We start from the raw sequence: 24,302 nt of genomic DNA, 5'->3' as shown, positions 1-24,302 counted from the left end.
TCGGCCTCAAAGTTAATGATTTAAATAAATTTAATGATATTTAATGCGTAAAATAAAAAAGCATTTACGGCTGTAAATGCTTTCTCTGCTTGTCATATGATAAGCATGACGAATAACTTATTCGGCAACGATTTTACCTTGCATGACGCCGAAGTGCCCAGGGAAACTACAGATGAACGTGTATACACCTTTCTCTAAAGTAAATGTAATTTTGTCTTCTTCACCAGGACCTAGTAATTTCGTGTGTGCAACAACGGAACTTAAAGATGTTTTAGGAATGTAATCGTTGTCTGCAGCAGCAACAGCCTCCGCGCCAAAAGTGGCTACGTCTACACCTGGTGCTAATATGACGAAGTTGTGTCCCATAGATTCTTTCGGCAATTCACCTACATTTTTTAAGGTTAGTTGAACTTCCTCACCTGCTTTTACGCGTAAAAGCTCGGTGTTAAATTTCATTTGATCATTACCTTCTACAACAGGCTTATTGGATAATTCCACGTTTTCAATGCCTGGAACAGTTTCTGTAGACGTACTTCCTGCATCAGCTGTAGTTGTTTCTTCTGTTGTAGTTGATGTGCTTTTATTTTCTGAACCACCACAAGCCGCGAACGACAATGCGACAGCAATCGCTGGAAAAACAAATAATTTTTTCATTTTAAAGAAAGTTAAATATATAATTATGTATATGCTTTTGAACAAATTTAACCAATATTATTTTATAACCAAGATATTATACCCTTTTTGAGATAAGTTTGTCAATTTTCTGATATAAATCAATAGGATCAAAAGGTTTTCCGATTACACTGTCTGCTCCCGCTTCATATGCAGCGGCTTGTTCATGTTCTAATACCGAAGCGGAAATCGTGATAATGGGTGTAGAAGCCTTTTGCGGATTGGGATGCGTTTTAATTTCCTGTATAGCTTCAAATCCCGACATAACCGGCATGTGTGTGTCCATCATGATGAGGTCGTAATCGTATTGGTTTACATATTCAATGGCAATATGCCCGTTTTTGGCTACATCGACCTCGCATCCCCAAGATTTTAGTATGTGTTCAAGCATAAAACTGTTTAATTCATTGTCTTCTGCAACGAGAATTCGAACATGATCAAATTTATGCAAAGACGGTATAGCTTCCGTATCTAATGTTTCCTGCTGTTTAAAATCTTCTATTTTTTGGAACGTTGCTTGGAACGAGAACGTAGACCCGACGCCGTAAGTACTCTCCGCTTCGATTTTTCCATCTAGTAGATCTGCTAACCGTTTTACAATAGCCAATCCCAAGCCAGTCCCACCATATTTTTTGGTAATACTGTCATCTCCCTGTTCGAAAGCAAGGAATATCTTTTCGAGGGCTTCTGATTTGATGCCTATTCCGGTGTCTGTTACGGTAAATTTAATCGTACATTGCGCATCCTCTTGTTCCACAACACTTGCTTTCAATGTAATTCTACCCTCTTTCGTGAATTTCAAGGCATTAGATATGAAGTTGTCGATAATCTGCTGTATCCGTATCGGCGAGCTTTTTATATACTCCGGCAATTGCGGATCAATAATTGTTTCGAAGGTAATATGTTTATCTAGCGCCTTTATCTTGAAAAAATTACTGATATCTGTCAGTTTCTTGTGGATGGAGAAGTTTTCATATTCTATTCTCATCATACCCGAATCAATCTTGGAAATATCGAGAATATCGTTGATAATGAGTAAAAGGGAATTTGAAGCACTGTCTAATCGATTGATCCAGTCGCGTTGCTCGTCATTAAGCGATGTATTCCGAAGGATGTGTATAATGCCTACAATACCGTTAATCGGTGTTCGGATTTCATGACTCATATTGGCCAGGAAGCTTTCTTTTGATTTGCGGGCCTCTTCGGCTTCTTCTTTTGCAAGGATGAGTTGCCTTTGCGATTCCTCCAATGCTATGTTCTTTTGCTTAATCTCTTCTTGTATGTGGATTTGGCTTACAAAAGAAGACACTTTTGCGATCGTTATCTCCGGATTGAGGGGTTTGTAAAGATAGTCTACCGCTCCGCTTTCCAATCCTTTCAACAGGTATTTGTCTTCTTTTGAAATTGCCGTCACCATAATGGCCATAATATGATTAGTCTTGGGATTTGATTTCAGCAGAGAAACAAATTCAAAACCGTTTATTTCGGGCATTTGCACATCTACCAGGGCAATGGCAATATCGTTTTTCCAACAAATTTTAAGTGCCTCATTTGGATCGGTGGAACTGATAATGTGGATATGTTCGACTTCCGAAAGCAATGCCGATAAACTGACGATGTTTTCTTCCTTATCATCTAAAATGAGAAGATTAACATGCTTCATGTTGATTTTATTTTAAATTTCTGAAATACGACAGAATCTGTCGGTTACTATATATATCGACACGTTCACTGGCCTCAATAGCATGTTTCGGCATCGTTGAAATAGAAGCTTCGGTGGGGGATTGCACGATGACTTTTGCCCCCATCCGCTGCAATTGCCGAATGCCATCTGTACCATCTTGATTGGCCCCCGATAACAAAAAGGCAGTACAACGGTCGAGGAATACATCTGCCGCCGTCTCAAAAAGCACGTCTATAGAAGGACGGGAAAAATGAATACGTTCGGAAATATCCAACGAAAAGGTCTTATCGGGCTCTACCAGTAAATGATAACCCGGCGCAGCAAAATATATCCCCCCTTTTAAGATAGCTGCTTTATCCGCTGCTTGAACAACTTCCTTCTGAAGTCTTGTCGATAGGGTGTCTTCTATTTTTGTGGTAAACCTCGGGTTGCGATGAATAACGATGATAATTGCCGGAGAGAAAGTTTCCGGTAAAGCTGCCATCATGTCGGTAATTAGTGTATAGGATCCAGCACTCCCGCCAACTAAAACAACTTCATTCGCTTTTTCCATCACTTTATTTTTTGATAGATGTTAAATTTTTTATTAATCACCTTGAATTTAGCCATGATTTCGTGATTGAATAATGTTTCTTTTGTCCCTAAACATAGAAAACCGAATTCACTTAAGGATTCATAGAACAAATGAAAGATACGGTTTTGCAATTCCAAATCGAAATAGATAAGCACATTGCGACAAGATATGAATTGGAATTCATTGAATACATAGTCTGTAGCGAGATTATGTTGGGAAAAGAGCATGTTCTTCCGTATATCCGCATGGATAATGGCTGCATCATACATAGCTGTATAGTAATCTGACAAGCTCCTGAAGGAACCTGTTGCATTATAGTTCTCTGTATATAGTTTGAAATTTTTAAGCGGATAAATCGCTTTTTTGGCAACTTCTAATACATGGCTGTTTACATCTGTGCCGTAGATAAAACTACGGTTATATAAACGCGCTTCGGTTAACATGATCGCTAATGAGTAGACTTCTTCTCCGCTAGAACATCCGGCACTCCAAAATTTTAGACGGGGAAAGGTTTCAAGATAGGGAAAGACGTCCGTTCTTAAGGCGGCATAATAAAACGGATCCCGAAACATTTCCGTGACGTTGACCGTGATCTCATTCATCAAATACGTACGGAAACCTTCTACATTGACAATGGCATTCTTTAAATCAACGATATCCATTCGCTCCAAATCCAGCACGCGCTGTACACGGCGTTTTAGCGAAGATTTGCTATATCCCACGAGATTAAAGCCAGAAACTTTTCCTAATAATTCGATAATATCTTCCAGCTCTTGAAAACTGATATGGGATGATGTTAACTTAGCCATACACGCATCAACGATATTAATTTGTCAATGTCGATCGGTTTACTAATATAATCACTTGCACCAATCTCTATAGATTTTTCCCGGTCTCCTTGCATTGCTTTGGCCGTCACGGCAATTATAGGGAGGTTTGCATTTTGTTTATGCGCTCTTATTTTTTTGATCGCTTCGTATCCATCCATTTCGGGCATCATAATATCCATCAGCACGATATCAATCTTTCCGATGTTGTTATTAGCAATCTCTACAGCCTCTACACCGTTGTTCGCAATTTCAATTTCCATATGGTACTCCTGAAGCGTAGTCGTCAATGCAAAGACATTGCGCATATCGTCATCGGCAATCAACACTTTTTTCCCCTCCAGACTACCCGCCTGTAGATTATTCTTTTTAAGCTTCTCGATGTTTTTTATAGGGGTATAATCGTCAGTGCTAATTTTGTTAAGGAATAAGGTCACTTCGTCTATCAATCGGCTATTGCTTTTGCCCGATTTAAGCACCATTGCCTTTGTGTGTAATCTAATGTGCTCGATCTGTTCTGTAGAAAGATCATAAGCGGTATTGACGATAACAGGCGTTTTGACATAAGCCGGCATAGACTTAATCTGATCTAGTAAATCTAATCCATTCGCATCTGGGAGTTTGATGTCTAATATGACACAATCAATATGTTCTTCTTCTTTGAGTTTAAGGAGGGCAGATTGTGCGGAGAATGCCTGTATAACGTTAATATGATGCTCGGCAAATGCCGATTTAATAATATCACTCTGAAATTCCTGATCCTCGACTAATAGTACTTTTTTGATGCCTTTTTTGATATTGAGTTGAATATTTTCAAAAGCTTTTTTTAGCGCATCTTCAGAAACTGGTTTGGAGAGAAAGCCAATAGCCCCTTTTTCAATGAAATCACGTTGATTGAACGAAGCCGCAGACATCATATGGACAGGAATGTGCTTTGTTTCAGGATCTGCCTTTAACGTGCGCAATACCTCCCAGCCATCAGATATAGGCAACATGACGTCTAATATCATAGCTTGTGGTTTAAATTGCTGTGCTTTTTTTATACCATCATCACCGTTGTGTGCTAACAGAACCTGAAAGCCATTTAACTCTGCAAACTCCCGGAGAATTTCCGCAAAATTAATGTCATCCTCCACGATCAGGAGTGTACGACCTGTCTCTCCTTCTTCTATATTCTCCGCAGTTACAGGGGCCGGTGTAGGGAGGGGGGCGGGGATATCCACTACCTCTTCGGCAGCAATGGGATTCGCCACCAAGGGTTGCTCATCCGGTACCGCGTTTTTTTCGTTCGCTCGATACGGAATAGTCAAGGTAAATGTACTTCCTTTATCGATTTCACTGGTTAAGGTGATCTGTCCACCCAATAATATAGCAATTTCCCGACTAATAGATAGCCCTAATCCTGTTCCGCCGTATTTTCGACTTGTCGAGCCATCCTCTTGACGAAACGCTTCGAAGATTAACTCCTGTTTTTCCTCGGATATACCTTTGCCCGTATCGGAGACGGCAAATTTCAAGTATTCTTTTTCACGGGTAATGGTTAATTGGATCTTTCCGTTGTCGCCCGTGAATTTAAATGCGTTCGAAAGGAAATTTTTGAGGACTTGCTCCAGTCTGTACTCATCGCAGACAAAAGTTGAGGGGACATCTTTCTGGATGTGGATATCAAACTGTATGTCTTTCTTCTGGGCAATGGTTGCAAACAGGCTTTCGATATTGTTGGCAAATTCCGGTGTGCGGATGATGTCTTGGTTGAGCTCGACTTTCCCTGCTTCTATCTTGGCGAGGTCTAACAACTCGTTGATAAGCTGCAGTAGATCGCTCCCCGCACTGTGGATAACACTCGCGTACTTAACTTGGTCGGTGTTGAGATTATTTGCTTTATTATCATGCAACAACTTCGCTAAAATCAAGATGCTGTTTAATGGCGTTCGGAGTTCGTGGCTCATATTCGCCATAAACTCTGATTTGTACCTGCTGGCAAGCTCCACTTCCCGAATTTTTTCTTCCACGGTTTGCTGCGCCGTATTTAATTCTTCATTACGGGAGGCCAATTGTTTCGCTTTTTCTTCCAATTCGGTATTGGTTTGCTGCAATTCCTCTTGTTGCACACGTAGCTCTTCTTCCGAGGCTTCTAATAAATTCGTTTTGTAGATCAACTCCTCATTGGTAATACGGAGTTCTTCCTGTTGCGCTTCTAGTTCTTCCGTTTGTTGCTGCGTTTCCACCAATAGATTCTCTACCAGAATATGTGCCTGCCCGCTCTTTATCGTGATGGCTAAAATACGGGCAATACGCTCTAAATAACCTGTAATCCTAGGTAAAACCTCTTCCGTATAATGGCCACCTATTTCGAGTATACCCCATGTGCGACCGTCCACTACACAAGGTGCTAAAACGATAGTTTGTACCTGGTTTGAACTGAGGGCGCTGGAGGAGCTAAATAGCTCTTCTGCATTTTCATGGATAATCCTCAATTTTCTACTTTTTGCAACGTGGCCCATCAAACCCTCCCCAGCAAGAAAAGTTTCGGGTAGCGCGTCTGCACTATTTACACCAATGTGTTGCTTTAAGATGTATGTGGAAGAATTTGCCTTTTGAATATAGAAGGCTGCAGCGGGTGGGTCTAACGTTTCTAAGATTTTCTCAAAAGCAATTTGGGCAATCTGGTTCTCATCATCAATGCCGCTAATCTGTTCATTAAGTTTGCTGGATTCGGTAAGGATCCAATTCGTATCTTCAATATGCTTTTGGGCAGTTTTAATTTCCTTGTTTAATAAATGCATCTCTTTCGAACGTTGACCTAGTTCACGCATGGCTTTTAAGATCCTGTTAATGATGTAAAGCAGGATGATCATCAAGAAGCCGATTAATATGTAGGTTCTCGTTTTTAGAGCATCAGCAGATTGACTGAATTCATCAACGATAAGATGAAGTTCATTTAGGGAGCTTGCTTGATTTTCTATCTCGGAGCTAATTTCCTTGAATCTCTTGATTTGTTTGTCAATTCCATAGAAAAAATATATAGCAGCGCCTATAATTAAGATATAGGTCATGGTTATCCCAATGAACAATTGCCATTGAAGGCTTACGTTTTTTTTCATCTTAATAAATTATTGTTGACATCATATCTAACGATATACCGCTTGTTGTCCCTATGGTATATTAAAGGCTAATCTTGATGATTATAACCATGTTATATTTTTAGAATAAACGACCTTGGATACAAAAATAGTAATTGACTTGCTGAAAACGCAAAATAAATAATATCTTTAAGGAGTTACTTAAATGAATATATCGTATGGAACCTGAAATTAGCTTAGTTTTAATTATTGTAGGAGGAGTTGTAGCCTTTTTTGTGTTAATCTATTTATTGCCGGTGAATCTTTGGTTTACGGCGCAACTTTCCAATGTAAAAATCAGTCTTTTAAATTTGGTGTTGATGCGTTTGCGGAAAGTGCCGCCTTCCTTGGTGACCAATGCGATGATAACGTCCACAAAAGCTGGTTTACGTATTTCAACAAATGAAATCGAAACCCATTATCTTGCCGGAGGCAATGTGAATAAAGTTATTAAAGCACTTATTTCGGCAGATAAAGCGAATATACCACTGGATTTTAAATTGGCCACAGCTATCGATCTCGCAGGGCGGGATGTCTTTGATGCCGTACAGTTATCGGTGAATCCACAGGTCATCAATACGCCGCCAGTTGCAGCCGTTGCAAAGGACGGTATACAGCTTATTGCGAAAGCAAGAGTAACGGTGCGTGCGAACATTAACCAGTTGGTAGGAGGTGCCGGAGAAGAAACGATATTAGCTCGGGTAGGTGAGGGGATTGTCACAACGATAGGTTCTGCTATAGACCATAAAGAGGTCTTGGAAAATCCAGATAATATATCCAAAACAGTCTTGTCAAAAGGTTTGGATTCGGGAACGGCATTTGAGATCTTATCTATTGATATCGCAGATATCGATATCGGCGAAAATGTGGGCGCGAAATTACAAACAGATCAGGCAGAGGCGGATCTGAAAGTGGCAAATGCCCGGGCAGAGGAACGTCGTGCGATGGCTGTGGCTACTGAACAGGAAATGCGTGCGAAGGCACAAGAAGCAAAAGCAAAAGTCATCGAAGCAGAATCACAAGTTCCATTAGCGATGGCCGAGGCCTTCCGCAGCGGAAATTTGGGTGTCATGGATTACTATAAAATACAGAATGTACAGGCTGATACCGAAATGCGTTCTTCGATTTCTAAGCCAACATCGGGTGGAAAAGGAAAATCATAAAAGAATAAGGTGATAAAGTTGTTCTTAAAACAAAACCCTGGCGATGGGCGCCAGGGTTTGCTACTAACCAATTATAAACCTAAATTATGAAAAGACAATTTTAATGCTGTAATCTTATATTTGCTCATCGATTACAATACAAAAGTACGTCGAAAAATAATATTTGTCAAGCCTATTGGGTGTATAGTTGCGTTTGCAATCAATATGTGACAAACTTTTGATGATATGACGTTTTTAGATAAAATTTTGACTTTTATTAATTAGCTATTTTATGGTGTTGCAAGCATTCGCCAACATTAACGTTCTTTTTTTGGATGTCGACGGGGTTCTTACAGATGGTTCCGTACTTGTTACAGAACAAGGTGAGCAGCTAAGGCGTTTTTCTATTAAAGATGGTTATGCCATACAATTGGCGATAAAGCGTGGACTTCGTATCGCGGTAATCAGTGGCGGGAAATCGCAAGGTGTGTTACAACGCCTACGTGGGCTTGGTGTGGAAGATGTTTTTCTTGGTGTAGGCGATAAATTGACCGTAATGCATGACATTATTCTCCGCTATAATGTTGCGTTAACGGAAGTAGCTTTTATGGGAGACGATATACCGGATCTGGCCTGCTTAAAACAGGTGGGGTTACCCATTTGTCCGCAAGATGCGGTGGAGGAGATAAAAGCTGTTGCACATTATGTCTCTCCGCAGAAAGGAGGGGAGGGCTGTGTTCGCGATGTCATCGAAAAGATCCTGAAGCTACAAAAGAAATGGTACGATAATGATAACGTAAAGAGTATTTAATTAATCACATGAATCCTGGTTCAGACAATATAATGTTACTAAATAAATTCAAAAATATCTCCATCATCCTGGGGTCGCAATCACCTCGGCGGAAAGAACTCCTACAAAAGATGGGGTTTGATTTTCAAGTTGTCGTCAAGGAAACCGATGAGCGTTTTGATGTGCAACAGTCACCACACGAGATCGTAGAACATATTGCTATCCATAAAATGCTCGGTTTTGACAGGAGACTATTCCATGATACACTGATTATCACGGCAGATACCATCGTTGTCTATAACGATGAAGTGTTAGGGAAACCTCGTGATGAAAAAGAAGCGTTTCAGATGTTGTATAAACTGCAAGGGGATAGTCACGTCGTATTGACGGCTGTGGCCTTGCAGTACCAAGGAAAGCTCCATTCTTTCATAGAGGAGACGCAGGTAACGTTTGATCCGTTATCAGAAGCAGAAATTCTTTTTTATCTGGAAAATTACCGTCCGTTTGATAAAGCTGGTTCGTACGGTATTCAGGAATGGATTGGCTTTGTCGGGATAAAATCTATTACGGGGAGTTATGAGAATGTGGTGGGGTTGCCAACGGCACGACTATATCAGGAAATGAAAAAATTATAGGGGCAAAAAATTGCCCCTATATCTTATTATTATTTAATAGTATGCCGCTATTTAATAGTATATCGCACGCCGGTGTAGAACATCCGGCCTGTTATCGGACCCCACAGCAAGTTGGTGTCAAAATGACTGCCGAAAGGCTCTTCAAACGCTAAAATAGGATCTTTTTGATAAAAGTTTGTCAAATTCTCTCCACCAAGATATATCGTGAAGTTTTTGTCTGCACCGAAGCTTTTACTGATCTGCGCATTCATCGTAACATAGGCATCCGAATAGGCTGCCAATTGGTATTCAACAGGATTGTTTACGGTAGAGGGTAGACGTTTTTTGCCTACCACATTTAACGTGTAATCGAAACTCCATCCGCTATGAAGGTTATAAGCCATATTCAAAAAACCTCGGTGTTTGGCGGTCAATGGTTTTTGTAAACGTCCAGCTCGATAGTCTGTTTGTACGTCCAATAATCTATAGGCCATTCTTGTTTCGAAATGTTGAGTAGGCATAAACCTAAATTCAGCTTGTAAACTATTGGCGTATGATTTGCCATCCAGGTTGTAGAAAGATACCGTTCTGGGATCCTCCCAGTCTATCACCACCTGATTGGTGAAATTGTTGTGGAAAAGTTCGAGGGATATACCCGATTCTCTACCGAACAATCGAAAATCTTGATCAAAAGTGAATCCTGTGTTCCAGGATACTTCCGGTTTTAATCCGTAGGCCGTACCATTTTGGTTGGCAAGCTGTCCGTAGTTTATCGCCCGACTAGAAGCAAATATGCCTAGGTTTTCCGCAAAGATATTCGCTGTACGTTGTCCTCTTCCAGTACTTAAGCGGAACGTGGTCATATTGGTGGGCGCATAACGAAGCACTGCTCTCGGGGTTGTAAACCAACCGTAAATCGTATTGTAGTCTTGGCGAAGGCCCAATACGGCATCAAATTTCTCACTTGGCGTATAGGTGTATTCTAGAAATGCTCCCGAGACGGTTTCCGTTCTGTTAAAATCATATTGGAGGATATTTTCGTTGTATTTATCGTATGATACGGAGGCTCCAACTCTGTATTTATGATTTACCGAGCCGATGACATCTTGGTAGAGGAGATTAGCATATCCACTATTTTGCTCGTTATCATAAGTGGTTAACCCAAAAAAGCTGTTTTGACGGAAATGTGACCCCGAGAGCTGTAAGCCTATGCTGCGGAGTTTGTTGCTTGGGAAAACGTAGCCAATCTTCGCAAAACCTTCCACGCGGTCGATATCGAATCCCAGTCCGTAACGATTAGTGGTCAATTTGTCGGTACGTTTATCAAAATCAATTTCCCCTCCTGTACGGTCATCACTTAAATATTTGATGCCAAATTGTGCGATCAAACCCTTGCCATCTTCATAATGCCATCTGTTTATACCCGAAAACGTGTTGCCCACAGGCATATCCCTAAAACCGTTATGGCTAAAGTTCATGCTTTTGTTGTACATAAAATTATCATGCAGCAATAAGCCTACAGACCATTTGTTATTTAGTTTTTGGGCCAGGTTTAGATTGACATCCGTACGCCCCATGTTGTTGGCATAAGCATTAAAATAGAGACGATCGGTGTCATGGGGTTTTTTTAATTCAACATTGATTTGTCCCGACATGCTTTCGAATCCGTTTGCTACGGATCCCATCCCTTTACTGATGTGTATGGCTTCTATCCACGGCCCCGCCATACTATTTAACCCCAGTGGAGATGCAAACCCGCGTGGACCGGGGAGGTTCTCCACCGTTAATTGTGTGTAGATACCGCTCAAGCCCAATAATTGTACTTGCTTCGCGCCTGTTACTGCATCACTGGAAACGACGTCCACAGAGGCATTTGTCTCGAAACTTTCGCTCAGATCACAGCAAGCAGCCTTAAACAGTTCCCTTGCCGTAATTGTCTCCACACGGTTAGCGTTCAATTTATCTACATAAGCCGTGCGCTGTCTTCTGGAAACGACCACTTCCCCTAAAACGTTATCCTTCGCGTGGATAACCAATATCTCGTGTAGATTCTTTACTTCGATGGTATCGGACTGCATGCCCACGTAGCTGACAACGAGATGTCTGGACTCTTTTTTATGGAGAAGTTCAAATACCCCCTCGCCGTTACTCTGCTTTTGTGTGGACTGATCGCCCAGCCAATGCACGTTGACACCAGCAATAGGTGTTAAATCACCGCGGTTGTTTTCTTGAACAACAACACCTCGTACAATATGGTCATGGTCGTGGTTAAAATGATCATCGTCGTGATCCTCCTTATCTTTTTCTTCGCCGAGACGATCGTACAAACAACACTGATGGAGTTCTTCATAGACCTCTTGTTTTGCGCGTATCTCATCGGTGTCATGACCGACATCAGCAATAGACTGCTTAATGTTTTTAGAGGAGGTGGTGCTTGGGTTGAAGACAACAGTCGCCATGCCGCTTTGTGTATTCCACGTCGCTTGGGAAACACCCTTGATTTTCGCTGCTTTCTCAATTCGTTGCTTGCACAGGGCACAATTTCCCGCTACTTCGAAAGTAATGGTGCTATCTTGCTGTGCAAAACCGATGGTATATATACTAATAAAAAGTAAGGTAATAAGTCCTTTATATAGTCCGTTCATTATATTTCGTTATTTGATTACTGTTAAATACATGATACTTACATTTCCTTTGTTTCCTATAGGTGGTGCCAAGTGAAATGTTGTTATTAAGCTGTTACAGCGAAATCAGACGCGAAAATTGCAATGGAGAAGATAGGTAGGGGTAGACTGTTTTGTCAGGAGAAAGGGATCAGGCCCTACATTTATTTTTTGTGTATCGAAATGTGGTTGAAGAACCACTATCCATATAATAGAGAGTGTAGCAGGTGATAATGTCATGAAATTAAGAGAAGAAGGCGTACTTTCAACTTCTTCTTGCCCTTTCTTTAAATCAATTTTGATGTCTTTGCAGCAATCGTCGCTTTCCATATCACAGGCGTGAGACGATTTTGACGCTGTTTCATGCTTCTGATCCAGACAAACGGGGCAACTTTGATGGTGTTTTTCCACATTATCTTGAAGCATAACGAACGAGCCACCATGGCATTGGTGCATATACACAGTCATTCCTGTACACGTAAGGGTGTAAAAGAATAATATAATGCTCGATAAGAATGCTCTCATGTCAAACAAAGATAGAAAAGATATTTTATCTCTGAAAAGTTGTGTGGAAAAAAATCTTTGTAAGATATTGTATTTAAGTAAAGAAGATATTAAATTTATCACATCATAAAACTAATCGATATGGAGCAATTACTGTCCGAACCTAGGGTTCTTCTTTCTTTAGCAGTATCACTCTTGATCATAGCTGTTGGTATCTTTAAGGTATACTCTAGGTATGTGAAAGAGCTGTAAGAAATTTCATCTTTATGCCTGTCCGAACAGTGAAATAAGGACAGGCGTAAAGACAAACACCTCTTATGAGGTTTTTATACTTTTGATAAAAGGGTTTATTTTGTCTATGTAGTTATCGTCTGCCAATAAGCGGACAAATGCACTTCCAATAATGGCTCCTTTGGCGTAGTTTGTAGCTTTCTGAAAAGTACCCTTATCCGAAATTCCAAAACCTATTACCAATGGATTGGTTAAGTTCATGTCTTTCAAGCGTTGAAAATATTGTTCCGCTTGTTCACCGACTTCCAAGTTTTTACCTGTCGTTGCATTAGACGATAGCAGGTAAATAAAGCTATTGGAGAGTGCGTCTATTTTTCGTATCCGTTCCGCGGAGGTTTGTGGTGTAACCAAAAAGATATTACTAATGCCGTATTGCGCAAATACCTCTTGATAAAGCTCTTCATATTCGTACATAGGCAAATCGGGTATAATAGCGCCGTTCACACCTACTTCCTGGCAAGATTTACAGAAGTTTTCCACACCGTATTGTAAGACCGTATTAAAGTATCCCATCAGGAAAATAGGGATGGACACCCGTGATCTTAATGCTGCCAATTGTTGAAAGAGCAGCGGGAGTGTCATGCCGTTTTTTAGCGCTACCTCCGAACTGTGTTGAATAACAGGCCCGTCTGCTACCGGATCGGAATAGGGAAAGCCAATCTCCAGAAAGTCTGCCCCTGCCTGTTCTAGTTTTTCGGCAATAGCAATCGTACTGTCTAAATGCGGATATCCTGCCGTATAATAGATGGATAGCAGTTCTTTTGACGTATCTTTTTTAAATATATCTTGTACTTGCATGATGTTTAAAATCCAAAATATTTCATATAGTTGTCCAAATCCTTGTCGCCACGACCCGATAAACAGATCACGACATTCTCATTTCCTTGAAACTTCATCTTTTCCAGATAAGCTAAGGCATGTGAGCTTTCTATCGCCGGTATGATTCCTTCTAGTTTGGTGAGCAATAACCCAGCTTCCATGGCTTCATCATCGGTAATGCTGACATACTTTCCGCGTCCACTTTTATACAGCCAAGCGTGTTGAGGTCCAATACCGGGATAATCTAATCCTGCGGATATAGAATAAGGTTCAATGACTTGTCCGTCTTCCGTTTGCATAAGAATAGAGCGGCTTCCGTGCAACACGCCCTCTTTTCCTAAAGCCGTTGTAGCCGCTGATTCACCACTATGTACACCATGTCCAGCAGCTTCCACTGCGATAAGTTGTACCTGTTCATCCGCTAGAAAATGGTAGAACATCCCCGCTGCATTCGAGCCTCCACCTACGCAGGCGAGCACATAGTCGGGTAGACTACTGCCTGTTTTTTCTGCAAGCTGTTTTTTTGTTTCTTCAGATATAATGGACTGAAAGCGGGCAACTAAATCGGGGTAGGGATGTGGTCCCACTACCGAACCAATAATATAATGCGTATCTACTGGATTATTTATCCAGTCACGTAAAGCCTCATTGGTGGCATCTTTCAAGGTTTTGCTCCCCGATTGAGCAGCAACGACGGTGGCACCCATCATTTTCATACGTGCCACATTAGGTGCTTGCCGTTGGATGTCGATTTCGCCCATATACACAACGCATTCTAATCCCTTTAGTGCACACACGGTGGCCGTAGCGACGCCGTGTTGACCTGCGCCGGTTTCTGCGATGATCCGTTTTTTACCCAGACGTTCGGCGAGGAGAATCTGTCCGATCGTATTATTGATTTTATGTGCGCCGGTGTGATTGAGGTCTTCCCGTTTAAGAAAAATGTTTGCGCCATACCGTGCGGATAAACGTTTGGCTAGATACAAAGGGGAGGGGCGTCCTACGTAGTCTTTCAACAATTCCTGAAATTCTTGCTGAAAGCTCTCCTCTTGCATGATCTCCAGATATTTTTTTTGGAGCTCCTCTACATTTGGATACAACATCTCCGGGATGTAAGCACCTCCAAATGGGCCATAATATCCTTTTTCGTTTACTTGATATTTACTCATGTCTGATTATTTTCAATGCTTTCTGTAATTTGTCGATATCTTTTAATCCTGGCTCTACTTCAAATTTCGAATTGATGTCTAAACCGATCAAACGTTCGTCTTTAATCGCTAGTGCATTTGGAATGTTAACGAGGTCGAGTCCACCACTTAAAAAATAGGGAACGTCATATGGATAGGTCTTTAGCAATTCCCAGTTGAAAGAGCGACCTGTGCCGCCATGCTGGGGGCTACTGGTGTCAAATAGAAAATAGTCGACAATTCCCACATAAGGAGCGAGGCTTTCCCATGATGTGCTGGCATCAACTCCAAACGCTTTGATGATTTCTATACGTTGGCTTTTTACTTGTTCGCAGTACATAGGGGATTCTTGCCCGTGTAGCTGGACCGCTTGCAGCCCCTGGGCGATTTTGTTGTGGATCACGGCCTGTTCTGCATTCACAAATACCCCTGTTTTTTTAATGGAAGCAGGAATAGAGGCGTTTGGAAGATTCGGCGTATAACGAGCGGATTTTTCATAAAAGATGAATCCCATATAATCGATGGGAAGCAACGCGAGCGCTTGAATGTTTGCTGGTTCGCGCATACCACATACTTTTATTTTTAAATGATTCATGTTATGCAGAGACCAGTTTTTGAAAACTTTGTAATGCTTTTTTTCCCAACAAGGATGATTCCGCTTCGTAATAACAATCGCCAAATGTTTTTTCGGGATGTATGGTTTTAATAGCAAAGGCAGCGTTAGTCAGCACTACATTATGCTGTTTATCATTGCCCTCTCCGCTGATTATACGACGGAAGATAGCTGCCGCTTCTTCCACGGTGTCTCCACCAGCTAGATCAGCAGGAGCTATCAGCGAAAAACCAAGGTCTTCTACCTTCACGTATTTCTCCCCTTGATTATCGATAATTTTGAAATCGCCTGTGAGCGATATTTCGTCGTAGCCATCCAATGCATGGATAACGCTATATTGTTTGGATGTTTTTTGATAAAGATAATTATATAATCGGGCGAGCTCTAGACTAAACACACCTACAGCCTGGAACTTGGGGTTGGTAGGATTGGTAAGTGGCCCCAACATATTGAAGAATGTTTTAACGCCTAGGGCCCGTCTAATCGGTGCGACAGTTTTCATTGCCGGGTGAAAAAGAGGGGCATGTAAAAAACAGATACCAGCTTCATCCAATTGGCGTTGTAATTCATCACGGTTGTTGGTGAATGTATAACCCAGATATTCCATTACATTGGACGAGCCACATCCCGAAGAAACGCCGACATTGCCGTGCTTTGCCACGTGATAACCCGCTCCCGCGACAACAAAGGACGCTAATGTAGAAATGTTAAACGTGTTTTTGCCGTCTCCGCCGGTACCACATAAATCGATCAAGTCATACCCTGGGAATTCTACCTTAAGACAAAGATCATACATCGCGTTTCGAAAGCCGCTAAGCTCCTCTACCCGAATACTGCGCATACCATAGGTCGTCATAAAGGCCGCTATTTGATGGGAGTCATATTTTCCAGTTGCGATATTCGTAAGAATAGTATATGCTTCTTCCGTTGTGAATGTTTTATACTCAAATAAATGAGCTAGTATTTCTTTCATATCATGCAAAACAAAGTCTATAAAAAAGGGCTTGCCTAATCTTTAGGCAAGCCCACTATTTTTTGATGTAAAAATTTCAAGCAATAGGTTTTTGCCACAACATTAACTGTTGTGCCACCACCAAGCTCTATTTACATTGTTCAGTTTCATTTTTGTTACTATACAATAGCAAATGTCTAATATTTGTTAATCAAATGCAAGAAAAATTATGAAAATTATCTGAAAAGATGCTATAGGCTCCTTTAATACGTGACAAAGTGTGCTTTATCGCCTTTAGATACGAGGGTAAACGATGCGATTTTATCCTGTGCGATATAAACGGCGAGCATTTGACGGTTGCGGTAATGTAAAAAATACATTTTAGCTGTTGGTTTTCCCTCGGGGTCGATATCACGAGTTTCTCGCCTAGATAATGCTTGGAAAGGAATATAGGTTATTTCATCAAGGTTTTTGGGTTGGAGATTGATGCGTATTTCTTCTATACTAGCTTCCAGATAGTCGTATTCTTCATCTGTTTCTGTCTGCTCCAACAATACATGTCTGCTCAGGATGATGTCCGGGCGTAGTGTTTCGTCCGCTACGTCCGCTATAAAATCTTTAATACGTTTAATATCATCTTGCGTGGACGTTTCAGTGGTTTGTGCTGTAACGTGTACGACGGAACAGAAGAGAAGAAAACTTGATAATATTTTTAACATAAAAAGCTTACTTTATGGAAATAAGACAGCTTTTCAAAGAGAAGGATTAATACCTTCTCTTTTTTAATATTCGTCTTCGTTAAAGAAGAAATCGTCTTTTGTTGGATAGTCTGGCCAAATCTCCTCGATGTTTTCGTAAGGCTCTCCATCATCCTCCAGCGCTTGCAGGTTTTCAATAACCTCAACTGGAGCCCCCGAACGAATACCATAGTCAATTAACTCATCCTTAGTTGCTGGCCATGGTGCGTCTTCCAAATGTGAAGCAAGTTCTAGTGTCCAATACATATATCTACTATTTTAGTGAAATCCTTTTTTTCGCAAAAATAACATTATTATCCACTAAATCAAGTCAGACGATTGTTATTAAATTTGTTTTGATGTAATCTGTTGTGTTACAGATTTATAAAATTATATGTTTTCAAAATCAGAGCCTTTTTCTTTAAGTGCATCAAGTCTGGGGTGTACAGATTTGATATCGGGATTGGGGTAGTCATCCTCGATTAATCCGTCGCGCATACGCACGATTCGATGGGCATGTTGTGCAATATCTTCTTCGTGGGTGACCAATATAATAGTATTACCTCTCGAATGTATATCTTCCATCAATCCCATGATTTCAATGGATGTTTTTGTGTCTAGATTTCCAGTAGGTTCGTCTGCTAAAATAATGGAAGGATCATTAATGAGCGCGCGCGCTACGGCCACACGCTGTCGTTGACCGCCGGATAGCTCGTTGGGTTTATGATCTACACGATTTCCCAACCCGACGTTTTCCAGTGCCTGTAATGCTTTTTCCTCCCGAATTTTTTTACTGTAGCCAGCATAAATTAAGGGGAGTGCTACGTTTTCCAAGGCCGAATTTTTTGGCAAAAGGTTGAATGTTTGAAAAACAAAACCAATTTCTTTGTTACGAACTTCTGCCAGTTCGTTCTCACTCATCTCGGAGACGTTAATGTTGTTCAGGATATACTGCCCTTTAGTCGGTGTATCGAGGCAGCCCAAAATATTCATCAAGGTAGATTTGCCTGAACCAGATGGTCCCATAAGCGCAACAAATTCTCCCTTTTTTATATTTAGGGATACAGACTTTAGCGCATGTATCCTTTCTGCTCCGATGACGTATTCTCTTCCTATATCCTCTATCTGAATTAAGTAATGCTCTTCCATACCTTTTGCGTTAAAGTGGGGATAAGATACAAAATTTATTTATTACAGGTGTTCCATGCTTCCTTCATTTTGTAATAGACCTCAGCTTCCAACGAACTGAAGGCCTCACCGCCTTCCGCATTCGGAGCAATGGGAGCGAGTACTTTAACATGGATGACGCCCGGTTTTGCCCCGTATGTTTTCCCATCATCCCATAATATCTGCCACGCATCTTGAATAACAACAGGAAGAATAGGGGTTTGATTTTCAGAGGCCATTCGGAAAGCACCGGACTTAAAACGGTGTAAAAGTGGAGGGTAATCGTCGTCAATTCTACCCTCTGGGAAGATAGCCAATGATTTTCCCTCTTGAAGGAGTTCCAGCGCCCTCTTATAGGCTTTAAAGGCTGATATTTTACTGTCCCTTTTGACAGGTATATCGATCGTCTGAAAGAATATACGCGTGACCGGATTTTTTAGAAGTTCTATTTTTCCCATAAAGGAAAAAGGGGATTGACACAGATAATTTAAAATGGTGATGTCGAGAAACGAAGTATGGTTGGCACAAAGGACATAATTTTTGGACCAGTCGATAGGTGTTTCATATTCTACGTGGATTCGGATGCCAACGGCATACATTCCCGCTAAACTTATCCATCTCCGAAAAGATACTAATTTTTTATAATTCTTTTGGGGATTTCGGGCATAATAAAATAAAAACGGATAGCCTAGGGAAAAGAAGAATAGAACAGCAGCAAAATAGGCATAAAGATGTATCTTTCTTAAGGGTCTGGTCATATTTAAAAGGTAGAGACGCAATATATTGCGTCTCTACAATTATAATCTATTATTTATTTAATTCCGCATAATATTTGAAGAATAATGGAATTGTTTCGATACCTTTCAGATAGTTCTCTATACCGTACTTTTCGTTTGGTGAATGCAGATTGTCACTGTCAAGCCCGAAACCTAATAATACGGTCTTTACATGAAGTTCTTTTTCAAATAACGCGACGATGGGGATGGAACCTCCGCCCCGGGTTGGAATAGGCTTTTTGTGGAATGCTTCTTCCAGTGCTTTCTCGGCTGCCTGATAAGCTATGCTATCGGTCGGTGTTACAACTGGTTCACCTCCGTGATGCGGTGTCACTTTTACTTTTACATAAGCAGGAGCAATGGCTTCAAAATGTTTTTTGAACAGATTGGTAATTCTTTCGGAATTTTGATTGGGAACCAATCGCATGGATATTTTAGCGTAAGCTTTAGCGGGCAATACAGTTTTCGCTCCTTCTCCGATATAACCGCCCCAAATACCATTTACTTCTAATGTCGGACGGATCCCTGTGTGTTCAATCGGGGTGTAGCCCTTTTCTCCCCAGAGTTCCTCAACACCTAGATCCGCTTTGTATTCGTCAATGTCGAACGGAGCTTTGTTCAATGCTTCCCTTTCTTCTTGACTTAATTCTACCACATCATCATAAAATCCGGGAATGGCAATATGATTATTTTCATCGTGCAAAGATGCGATCAGCTGGGCAAGGACGGTTGCCGGGTTGGCGACAGCGCCGCCGTAGACTCCCGAATGTAGGTCGCGGTTCGGTCCGGTTACTTCTACTTCTACATAAGAAAGCCCTCGTAACCCTGTTTCCAAAGAAGGTTGTTCCAAGCTGATCATCGATGTGTCGGAAATGACGATGACATCATTCTTTAAACGCGCTTTATTTTCTTTGACAAAAGTTCCTAAATTGGCGGAACCCACTTCTTCTTCGCCTTCGATCATAAATTTGATGTTACAGGTCAAGGCGTTATTTTTCATCATGTATTCAAATGCCTTGACATGCATATAGAACTGTCCCTTGTCATCGGCAGCACCTCTGGCGTATATTTTTCCGTCGCGGACAGTAGGTTCAAACGGTGGGGTGTCCCACAGCTCTAACGGGTCAGCAGGTTGCACGTCGTAATGCCCGTATACCAAAACTGTAGGAAGAGATGGGTCTACAATTTTTTCGCCGTAAACGATTGGGTTTCCTGCCGTTGGGCAAACTTCCACTTTATCCGCGCCGGCCTCTTTCAATTTATCCGCGACAAAGGTAGCCGTTTTCACAATGTCTTCTTTGTATTTGGAATCGGCACTTATGGATGGGAATCGTAGTAATGCAAATAATTCTTCTAAAAATCTATCCTTATTGGATTGGACATATTCTTTTACTGTCAGCATAATGTTGTGTTTTTACAAAGTTACCGATTTTTTCGAAACGGAAGAGGTAATCGGCAGATGTTAAAAAATGCAAAAGATTTCGAAAAAGTATGAATTGTGATATAATTATATATATTTTCGCATAAACTTTAGTTTGTGAATTTTAGCTACCAATTTAATGAAAAGACTACCTGCCATACTTTTTGTATTCTCCCTTCTCTTATGTTTTAATCATTTACAGGCACAAACGGAAATCACCGGTAAGGTATTGGATGAGAATGACCAAACCTCGCTTACGAATGCGACAATTATGTTGTTGCAAGCCAAAGACTCTATTCTGGTGGCACACACCAGAGCCGGAGAAAATGGTGGGTTTAAGTTGATTAAGCCCGATACCATTCCCTATTTGCTTATTGTGAGCTACCCTAAATATGGCGATTATTTTAAGTCTATAGCGGACGATGGGGATGTGCATTTAGGAGATGTCAAATTGACCAGTATAAGTCATCTCCTTGAAGAAGTTATCGTGACAGGTAGAATCCCCGTCGTGATAAAAGGAGATACAACGGAATATGACGCATCGAGTTTTGTCGTTGAAAAAAATGCGAAAGTAGAAGATTTATTAAAGGTACTACCAGGTATTTCGGTAGACGCCGATGGAAAAATAACCGCACAGGGAAAAACGGTAGAAAAAGTTCTGGTAGATGGTGAGGAATTTTTTGGTGATGATCCGACACTCGTGACGCGAAACATCCGTTCGGATATGGTGGACAAAGTTCAGCTATACGAGAAGAAATCAGAAGAAGCCGAGCGGACCGGCGTGGACGATGGAGAGCGTATACAGACTATCAACGTAAAATTGAAGGAGGATGCAAAAAAAGGCATGTTTGGGAAAGTTGAAGGAGCCGGAGGAACGGATGATTTTTATTTGGGAAAGCTAGCCCTCAACAAATTTAACGGTAGTCAGAAGATTGGAGCTTACCTGATGGGCGCTAATGACGGTAATCTAAGTTTAAATTGGCAGGAAGCGGAGAAATTTGGGATGTCGACTATGGAGACGGAGATGTCGGACGACGGCAACATGTATTTTTACTCATCAGGCGACGGTTTCGATTATTGGGATGGTAAGGGTAGACCTCAAGCACTAAGTACCGGCATCAGTTTTCTAGACGCTTGGAAAGAAAACAAGCATAAATTAAATGGGAGCTATAAATACGGCATGATTCAAAATGAGGTGGGAGAGAGTTCTATATCCAGAAATAGTTTGCCGGATAATGAGGAGTTGAATACATCCAGTACATCCAATCGGGAAACCGATGCGCGCAGACATCGTTTTAATACGAAATACGATTTGAAAATAGATTCGTTGACCACACTTACGCTCAATCTATCCGCATCAAAAGGTCGATCCGAATCGAATAGTTATACCCGGGCCGAGTCATGGAATCAGGATGGCGAGGCGATAAACGACAACGAACGGACGGAAAGCTCCATATCCGATAATACGGATTTTAACTATCGAGGTTATCTTACGCGACGGTTTAAAAAAACGGGACGTTCGGCCTCCTTTCGGTTTGGTGGTAATGTCAGCGATAACAAAGGATCAGGTTTTTTGAATTCAACCCTTAACACTTACGATGAAGATGGGAATATGCTGACGGACCCTATTGATCAACAGAAAGAAATGAACCGCCAAGCAAACAGTATATCTAGTTCTTTAACGTATACGGAACCGATTACCTCCAAATTGAACTCTTCCGTTGGGTATGAATATAATATGTCTAGAACGCATGCTATTAATACCTCCTACAACAACGACGGTAATGGTGGGTACACTGACTTTGATGAAGAATTTAGTAGTGATTTTAATTTCAATACGGTAAGAAATGCGGTGAATGTGGCTTTCAATTACAAACTGGAAAAATTCGAGGCGAATTTTACAAATAATTTTAGGAACGATGATATGTTCCAGCAAAATAATTATGAAGACCTTAACGCGAGCCGTGACTTTTTTACGTATAATCCTTCTGCAAGATTGCGCTATAATTTAAGTAGCAATAAAAGGATCGGTTTTCACTACAATCATTCGAATACACTGCCCTCGCTTTCCCAGATCCAGCCACTTCGACAGAATCAGGATCCTTTAAATATTGTTGTCGGAAATGAGGATCTGACTCCGGCACGTAACGACCGATATAATATGTATTACAGCAATTACAATATGATGAAGGGTACGAATTTATATGTCGATATGGAGTGGCGGCAAACAAGAAATGCCATTCAGCAGAATGTAATGATTGAAAACGGTGTACGGACGTTATTTTATGAAAACTTGGACGGATACGTCACAAATAACGGGCGGATATGGCTAGGTGGAGGGTTCGACGTCAGCAAAAAAATACAGTTGAAAGCGCGCATTTCGGGAAACGGAAGTTACAATAATTATTATAATTATATCAATTCACAGTTGAACGAGAACACAAACTATGATTATTCTTTTGGCGTGAATCTATATAAGAACACAACCAAGAATATCGATTTCAATGTCGGCTTCTACCCCGGATGGCGGTTGATGGAGACCTCCTTGCAACCGGAGTTAAACAGCTCGGGTTTTGTTTATCGCACCAACGTGTGGTATTCTTGGAAATTGCCGTGGAAGTTAAGTTTTTATGGAGATATGACCTATAATTATGAGGCACCAACAAAAGCGCTTAACGAGAAATTTGAACTTTTGTTGTTCAAACCGGGGATATCAAAGAAATTTTTAAAAGACGAAAGTCTTGCCGTGGATGTATACGTAAATGATATTTTTAACCAGAATAAAGGATTCCGAAGATTTCAATCGGGCAGTATGATTTCACAAAATACGTACAACACGATATCACGCTATTTTATGCTGAAAGTCAGCTGGGATTTTACATCCATGAAAGGAGGAAAAGAATAATGAAAAAGATAACCTATATGATGGTAATTGTGCTGACTGTTTTTGTCGCAGGAACAGTAAAAGCACAACACGCTTACTTCCCTACGGAAGGTACTATTCTTTACGATAAAACCGTACATGTTAAGAACCTGTTGAAAAGACATATCTCCACCCTAAAAGATGACAATTTCAGTCAGAAATATTATCAGGAATTGATGGATAGGGTTTCCGAAACAGCTGTATTAAAAAAGAAAGTTTCGTTCCGGGGAGAAGAAATGAGCTTGGAAAGTGTAAAAGAAACATATGATCCTATCGTTTCCAATCTTTTAAGATCTGGTTTGCTGGATTATCAGCAGACGCTATATCAAGATCTTTCGAAATCCGTTTCCAAATCAACCTTTGAAATCGGCGGCTCGCCAGTACTCATTCAGGACTCGTTGCTTCACGTAAAATGGAAAATCACGAATGAGTACCGTAATATTGCAGGATACGATTGTCGAAGAGCAAACGGGGTAACCCTAGATTCTGTATATGTGGTAGCTTTCTATACCGATCAGATCCCATTGTCTGCCGGCCCCGGCACGGTACATGGGCTACCTGGAATGATTTTAGGGTTGGTCGTGCCGGAGCAGCATTTCAATATCTACGCCACAGATGTAAAATTTGGCTCCCCAGCTATAAAAACTGTGGCAGGTCGAAAAAGAGATGACCCGATGACACGCCAAGAAGCGCGTGGCAGGCTAAAAGACATTTTAGGTCGCTGGATGAGCGATCAACAGCTTAATCTGCTGTTCGCAGCCATGTTTCTATAGGAGAAACGAATATGATGAAAAAAAGCCCGATTGTACACACAATCGGGCTTTT

21 protein-coding genes are annotated in these 24,302 nt (G+C 41.0%); 5 read left to right on the top strand and 16 right to left on the bottom strand.

What is annotated here, in order from left to right; all coding sequences use genetic code 11:
* Positions 1-117 precede the first annotated feature (117 nt).
* The 5 genes from H8B06_RS13600 to H8B06_RS13580 all read right to left on the bottom strand — a co-directional run bounded on the left by H8B06_RS13600 (position 118) and on the right by H8B06_RS13580 (position 6,861).
* Complete coding sequence (locus tag H8B06_RS13600) at positions 118-654, bottom strand: plastocyanin/azurin family copper-binding protein (protein WP_130141537.1); 537 nt, start codon at positions 652-654, stop codon at positions 118-120.
* Between the two features lie 76 nt (positions 655-730).
* Entirely contained in the window at positions 731-2,335 is a 1,605-nt protein-coding gene (locus H8B06_RS13595) for a response regulator (RefSeq protein WP_190994818.1), read from the bottom strand.
* A gap of 7 nt (positions 2,336-2,342) precedes the next feature.
* Complete coding sequence (locus H8B06_RS13590) at positions 2,343-2,909, bottom strand: chemotaxis protein CheB (protein WP_190994817.1); 567 nt, start codon at positions 2,907-2,909, stop codon at positions 2,343-2,345.
* A complete protein-coding gene (locus H8B06_RS13585) occupies positions 2,909-3,739 on the bottom strand; it encodes a CheR family methyltransferase (RefSeq protein ID WP_190994816.1) in 831 nt (276 codons plus the stop codon). Before H8B06_RS13585 ends, H8B06_RS13590 begins: the two co-directional genes overlap by 1 nt.
* Complete coding sequence (locus H8B06_RS13580; RefSeq protein ID WP_190994815.1) at positions 3,727-6,861, bottom strand: response regulator; 3,135 nt, start codon at positions 6,859-6,861, stop codon at positions 3,727-3,729. Before H8B06_RS13580 ends, H8B06_RS13585 begins: the two co-directional genes overlap by 13 nt.
* Before the next feature lie 197 nt (positions 6,862-7,058).
* Between H8B06_RS13580 and floA the strand changes: the two genes are divergently transcribed.
* From floA to H8B06_RS13565, 3 genes are all read left to right on the top strand, one after another.
* On the top strand, positions 7,059-8,042 hold the full coding sequence (floA, locus tag H8B06_RS13575) for a flotillin-like protein FloA (RefSeq protein ID WP_190994814.1): 984 nt from the start codon (positions 7,059-7,061) through the stop codon (positions 8,040-8,042).
* A gap of 271 nt (positions 8,043-8,313) precedes the next feature.
* On the top strand, positions 8,314-8,832 hold the full coding sequence (locus tag H8B06_RS13570; RefSeq protein ID WP_190994813.1) for a KdsC family phosphatase: 519 nt from the start codon (positions 8,314-8,316) through the stop codon (positions 8,830-8,832).
* A gap of 32 nt (positions 8,833-8,864) precedes the next feature.
* Complete coding sequence (locus tag H8B06_RS13565; RefSeq protein WP_190994812.1) at positions 8,865-9,446, top strand: Maf family nucleotide pyrophosphatase; 582 nt, start codon at positions 8,865-8,867, stop codon at positions 9,444-9,446.
* Positions 9,447-9,493: 47 nt separating this feature from the next.
* On the opposite strand, the gene H8B06_RS13560 is transcribed toward H8B06_RS13565, so the two are convergent.
* From H8B06_RS13560 to H8B06_RS13510, 11 genes are all read right to left on the bottom strand, one after another.
* The gene (locus H8B06_RS13560; RefSeq protein ID WP_190994811.1) at positions 9,494-12,070 is read right to left on the bottom strand and encodes a TonB-dependent receptor domain-containing protein; all 2,577 of its coding nucleotides are present in this window, start codon (positions 12,068-12,070) and stop codon (positions 9,494-9,496) included.
* Positions 12,071-12,175: 105 nt separating this feature from the next.
* Entirely contained in the window at positions 12,176-12,613 is a 438-nt protein-coding gene (locus tag H8B06_RS13555) for a hypothetical protein (protein WP_223857675.1), read from the bottom strand.
* A gap of 294 nt (positions 12,614-12,907) precedes the next feature.
* Positions 12,908-13,681: a tryptophan synthase subunit alpha gene (gene trpA / locus H8B06_RS13550; RefSeq protein WP_223857674.1), complete on the bottom strand. Its 774-nt coding sequence runs from the start codon at positions 13,679-13,681 to the stop codon at positions 12,908-12,910.
* Between the two features lie 5 nt (positions 13,682-13,686).
* Positions 13,687-14,871, bottom strand: a complete 1,185-nt coding sequence (gene trpB, locus H8B06_RS13545) for a tryptophan synthase subunit beta (protein ID WP_190994809.1) — start codon at positions 14,869-14,871, stop codon at positions 13,687-13,689.
* The gene (locus H8B06_RS13540; RefSeq protein WP_190994808.1) at positions 14,864-15,484 is read right to left on the bottom strand and encodes a phosphoribosylanthranilate isomerase; all 621 of its coding nucleotides are present in this window, start codon (positions 15,482-15,484) and stop codon (positions 14,864-14,866) included. Before H8B06_RS13540 ends, trpB begins: the two co-directional genes overlap by 8 nt.
* Position 15,485: 1 nt before the next feature.
* A complete protein-coding gene (gene trpD / locus H8B06_RS13535) occupies positions 15,486-16,475 on the bottom strand; it encodes an anthranilate phosphoribosyltransferase (protein ID WP_190994807.1) in 990 nt (329 codons plus the stop codon).
* A 242-nt stretch (positions 16,476-16,717) separates the two neighbouring features.
* Positions 16,718-17,173: a hypothetical protein gene (locus H8B06_RS13530; protein ID WP_190994806.1), complete on the bottom strand. Its 456-nt coding sequence runs from the start codon at positions 17,171-17,173 to the stop codon at positions 16,718-16,720.
* A 63-nt stretch (positions 17,174-17,236) separates the two neighbouring features.
* On the bottom strand, positions 17,237-17,458 hold the full coding sequence (locus H8B06_RS13525; protein WP_017258669.1) for a DUF2795 domain-containing protein: 222 nt from the start codon (positions 17,456-17,458) through the stop codon (positions 17,237-17,239).
* Between the two features lie 123 nt (positions 17,459-17,581).
* A complete protein-coding gene (locus tag H8B06_RS13520; protein ID WP_130141522.1) occupies positions 17,582-18,340 on the bottom strand; it encodes an ABC transporter ATP-binding protein in 759 nt (252 codons plus the stop codon).
* 35 nt (positions 18,341-18,375) lie between these two features.
* Positions 18,376-19,116: a lysophospholipid acyltransferase family protein gene (locus H8B06_RS13515; protein WP_190994805.1), complete on the bottom strand. Its 741-nt coding sequence runs from the start codon at positions 19,114-19,116 to the stop codon at positions 18,376-18,378.
* Between the two features lie 49 nt (positions 19,117-19,165).
* The gene (locus H8B06_RS13510) at positions 19,166-20,536 is read right to left on the bottom strand and encodes a dipeptidase (protein WP_190994804.1); all 1,371 of its coding nucleotides are present in this window, start codon (positions 20,534-20,536) and stop codon (positions 19,166-19,168) included.
* Between the two features lie 157 nt (positions 20,537-20,693).
* On the opposite strand from H8B06_RS13510, the gene H8B06_RS13505 reads away from it, so the two are divergent.
* Positions 20,694-23,459, top strand: coding sequence for an outer membrane beta-barrel protein (locus H8B06_RS13505; RefSeq protein WP_190994803.1), 2,766 nt, complete (start codon positions 20,694-20,696; stop codon positions 23,457-23,459).
* Positions 23,459-24,250 carry a GLPGLI family protein gene (locus H8B06_RS13500; RefSeq protein WP_190994802.1) on the top strand — a complete coding sequence of 264 codons (792 nt, stop codon included), beginning with the start codon at positions 23,459-23,461 and terminating at the stop codon, positions 24,248-24,250. Before H8B06_RS13505 ends, H8B06_RS13500 begins: the two co-directional genes overlap by 1 nt.
* The last annotated feature ends 52 nt before the right edge of the window (positions 24,251-24,302 follow it).

It is taken from the genome of Sphingobacterium micropteri (genome assembly GCF_014692515.1).
In the GTDB taxonomy this organism is placed as follows: domain Bacteria; phylum Bacteroidota; class Bacteroidia; order Sphingobacteriales; family Sphingobacteriaceae; genus Sphingobacterium; species Sphingobacterium micropteri.
The sequence above is the reverse complement of the archived record's forward strand: the minus strand, read 5'-3'. Positions and strand labels throughout refer to the sequence as shown.

Bases quoted from the DNA above. Each gene is read 5' to 3' on its own strand.
- H8B06_RS13510 (WP_190994804.1), bottom strand. From the start codon at position 20,536: ATGCTGACAGTAAAAGAATATGTCCAATCCAATAAGGATAGATTTTTA.
- H8B06_RS13525 (WP_017258669.1), bottom strand. From the start codon at position 17,458: ATGTATTGGACACTAGAACTTGCTTCACATTTGGAAGACGCACCATGG.
- H8B06_RS13520 (WP_130141522.1), bottom strand. From the start codon at position 18,340: ATGGAAGAGCATTACTTAATTCAGATAGAGGATATAGGAAGAGAATAC.
- H8B06_RS13595 (WP_190994818.1), bottom strand. From the start codon at position 2,335: ATGAAGCATGTTAATCTTCTCATTTTAGATGATAAGGAAGAAAACATC.
- H8B06_RS13500 (WP_190994802.1), top strand. From the start codon at position 23,459: ATGAAAAAGATAACCTATATGATGGTAATTGTGCTGACTGTTTTTGTC.
- H8B06_RS13570 (WP_190994813.1), top strand. From the start codon at position 8,314: ATGGTGTTGCAAGCATTCGCCAACATTAACGTTCTTTTTTTGGATGTC.
- floA (WP_190994814.1), top strand. From the start codon at position 7,059: ATGGAACCTGAAATTAGCTTAGTTTTAATTATTGTAGGAGGAGTTGTA.
- H8B06_RS13585 (WP_190994816.1), bottom strand. From the start codon at position 3,739: ATGGCTAAGTTAACATCATCCCATATCAGTTTTCAAGAGCTGGAAGAT.
- trpA (WP_223857674.1), bottom strand. From the start codon at position 13,681: ATGCAAGTACAAGATATATTTAAAAAAGATACGTCAAAAGAACTGCTA.
- H8B06_RS13530 (WP_190994806.1), bottom strand. From the start codon at position 17,173: ATGTTAAAAATATTATCAAGTTTTCTTCTCTTCTGTTCCGTCGTACAC.
- trpB (WP_190994809.1), bottom strand. From the start codon at position 14,871: ATGAGTAAATATCAAGTAAACGAAAAAGGATATTATGGCCCATTTGGA.
- H8B06_RS13600 (WP_130141537.1), bottom strand. From the start codon at position 654: ATGAAAAAATTATTTGTTTTTCCAGCGATTGCTGTCGCATTGTCGTTC.
- H8B06_RS13560 (WP_190994811.1), bottom strand. From the start codon at position 12,070: ATGAACGGACTATATAAAGGACTTATTACCTTACTTTTTATTAGTATA.
- trpD (WP_190994807.1), bottom strand. From the start codon at position 16,475: ATGAAAGAAATACTAGCTCATTTATTTGAGTATAAAACATTCACAACG.
- H8B06_RS13565 (WP_190994812.1), top strand. From the start codon at position 8,865: ATGTTACTAAATAAATTCAAAAATATCTCCATCATCCTGGGGTCGCAA.
- H8B06_RS13515 (WP_190994805.1), bottom strand. From the start codon at position 19,116: ATGACCAGACCCTTAAGAAAGATACATCTTTATGCCTATTTTGCTGCT.
- H8B06_RS13540 (WP_190994808.1), bottom strand. From the start codon at position 15,484: ATGAATCATTTAAAAATAAAAGTATGTGGTATGCGCGAACCAGCAAAC.
- H8B06_RS13555 (WP_223857675.1), bottom strand. From the start codon at position 12,613: ATGAGAGCATTCTTATCGAGCATTATATTATTCTTTTACACCCTTACG.
- H8B06_RS13505 (WP_190994803.1), top strand. From the start codon at position 20,694: ATGAAAAGACTACCTGCCATACTTTTTGTATTCTCCCTTCTCTTATGT.
- H8B06_RS13580 (WP_190994815.1), bottom strand. From the start codon at position 6,861: ATGAAAAAAAACGTAAGCCTTCAATGGCAATTGTTCATTGGGATAACC.
- H8B06_RS13590 (WP_190994817.1), bottom strand. From the start codon at position 2,909: ATGGAAAAAGCGAATGAAGTTGTTTTAGTTGGCGGGAGTGCTGGATCC.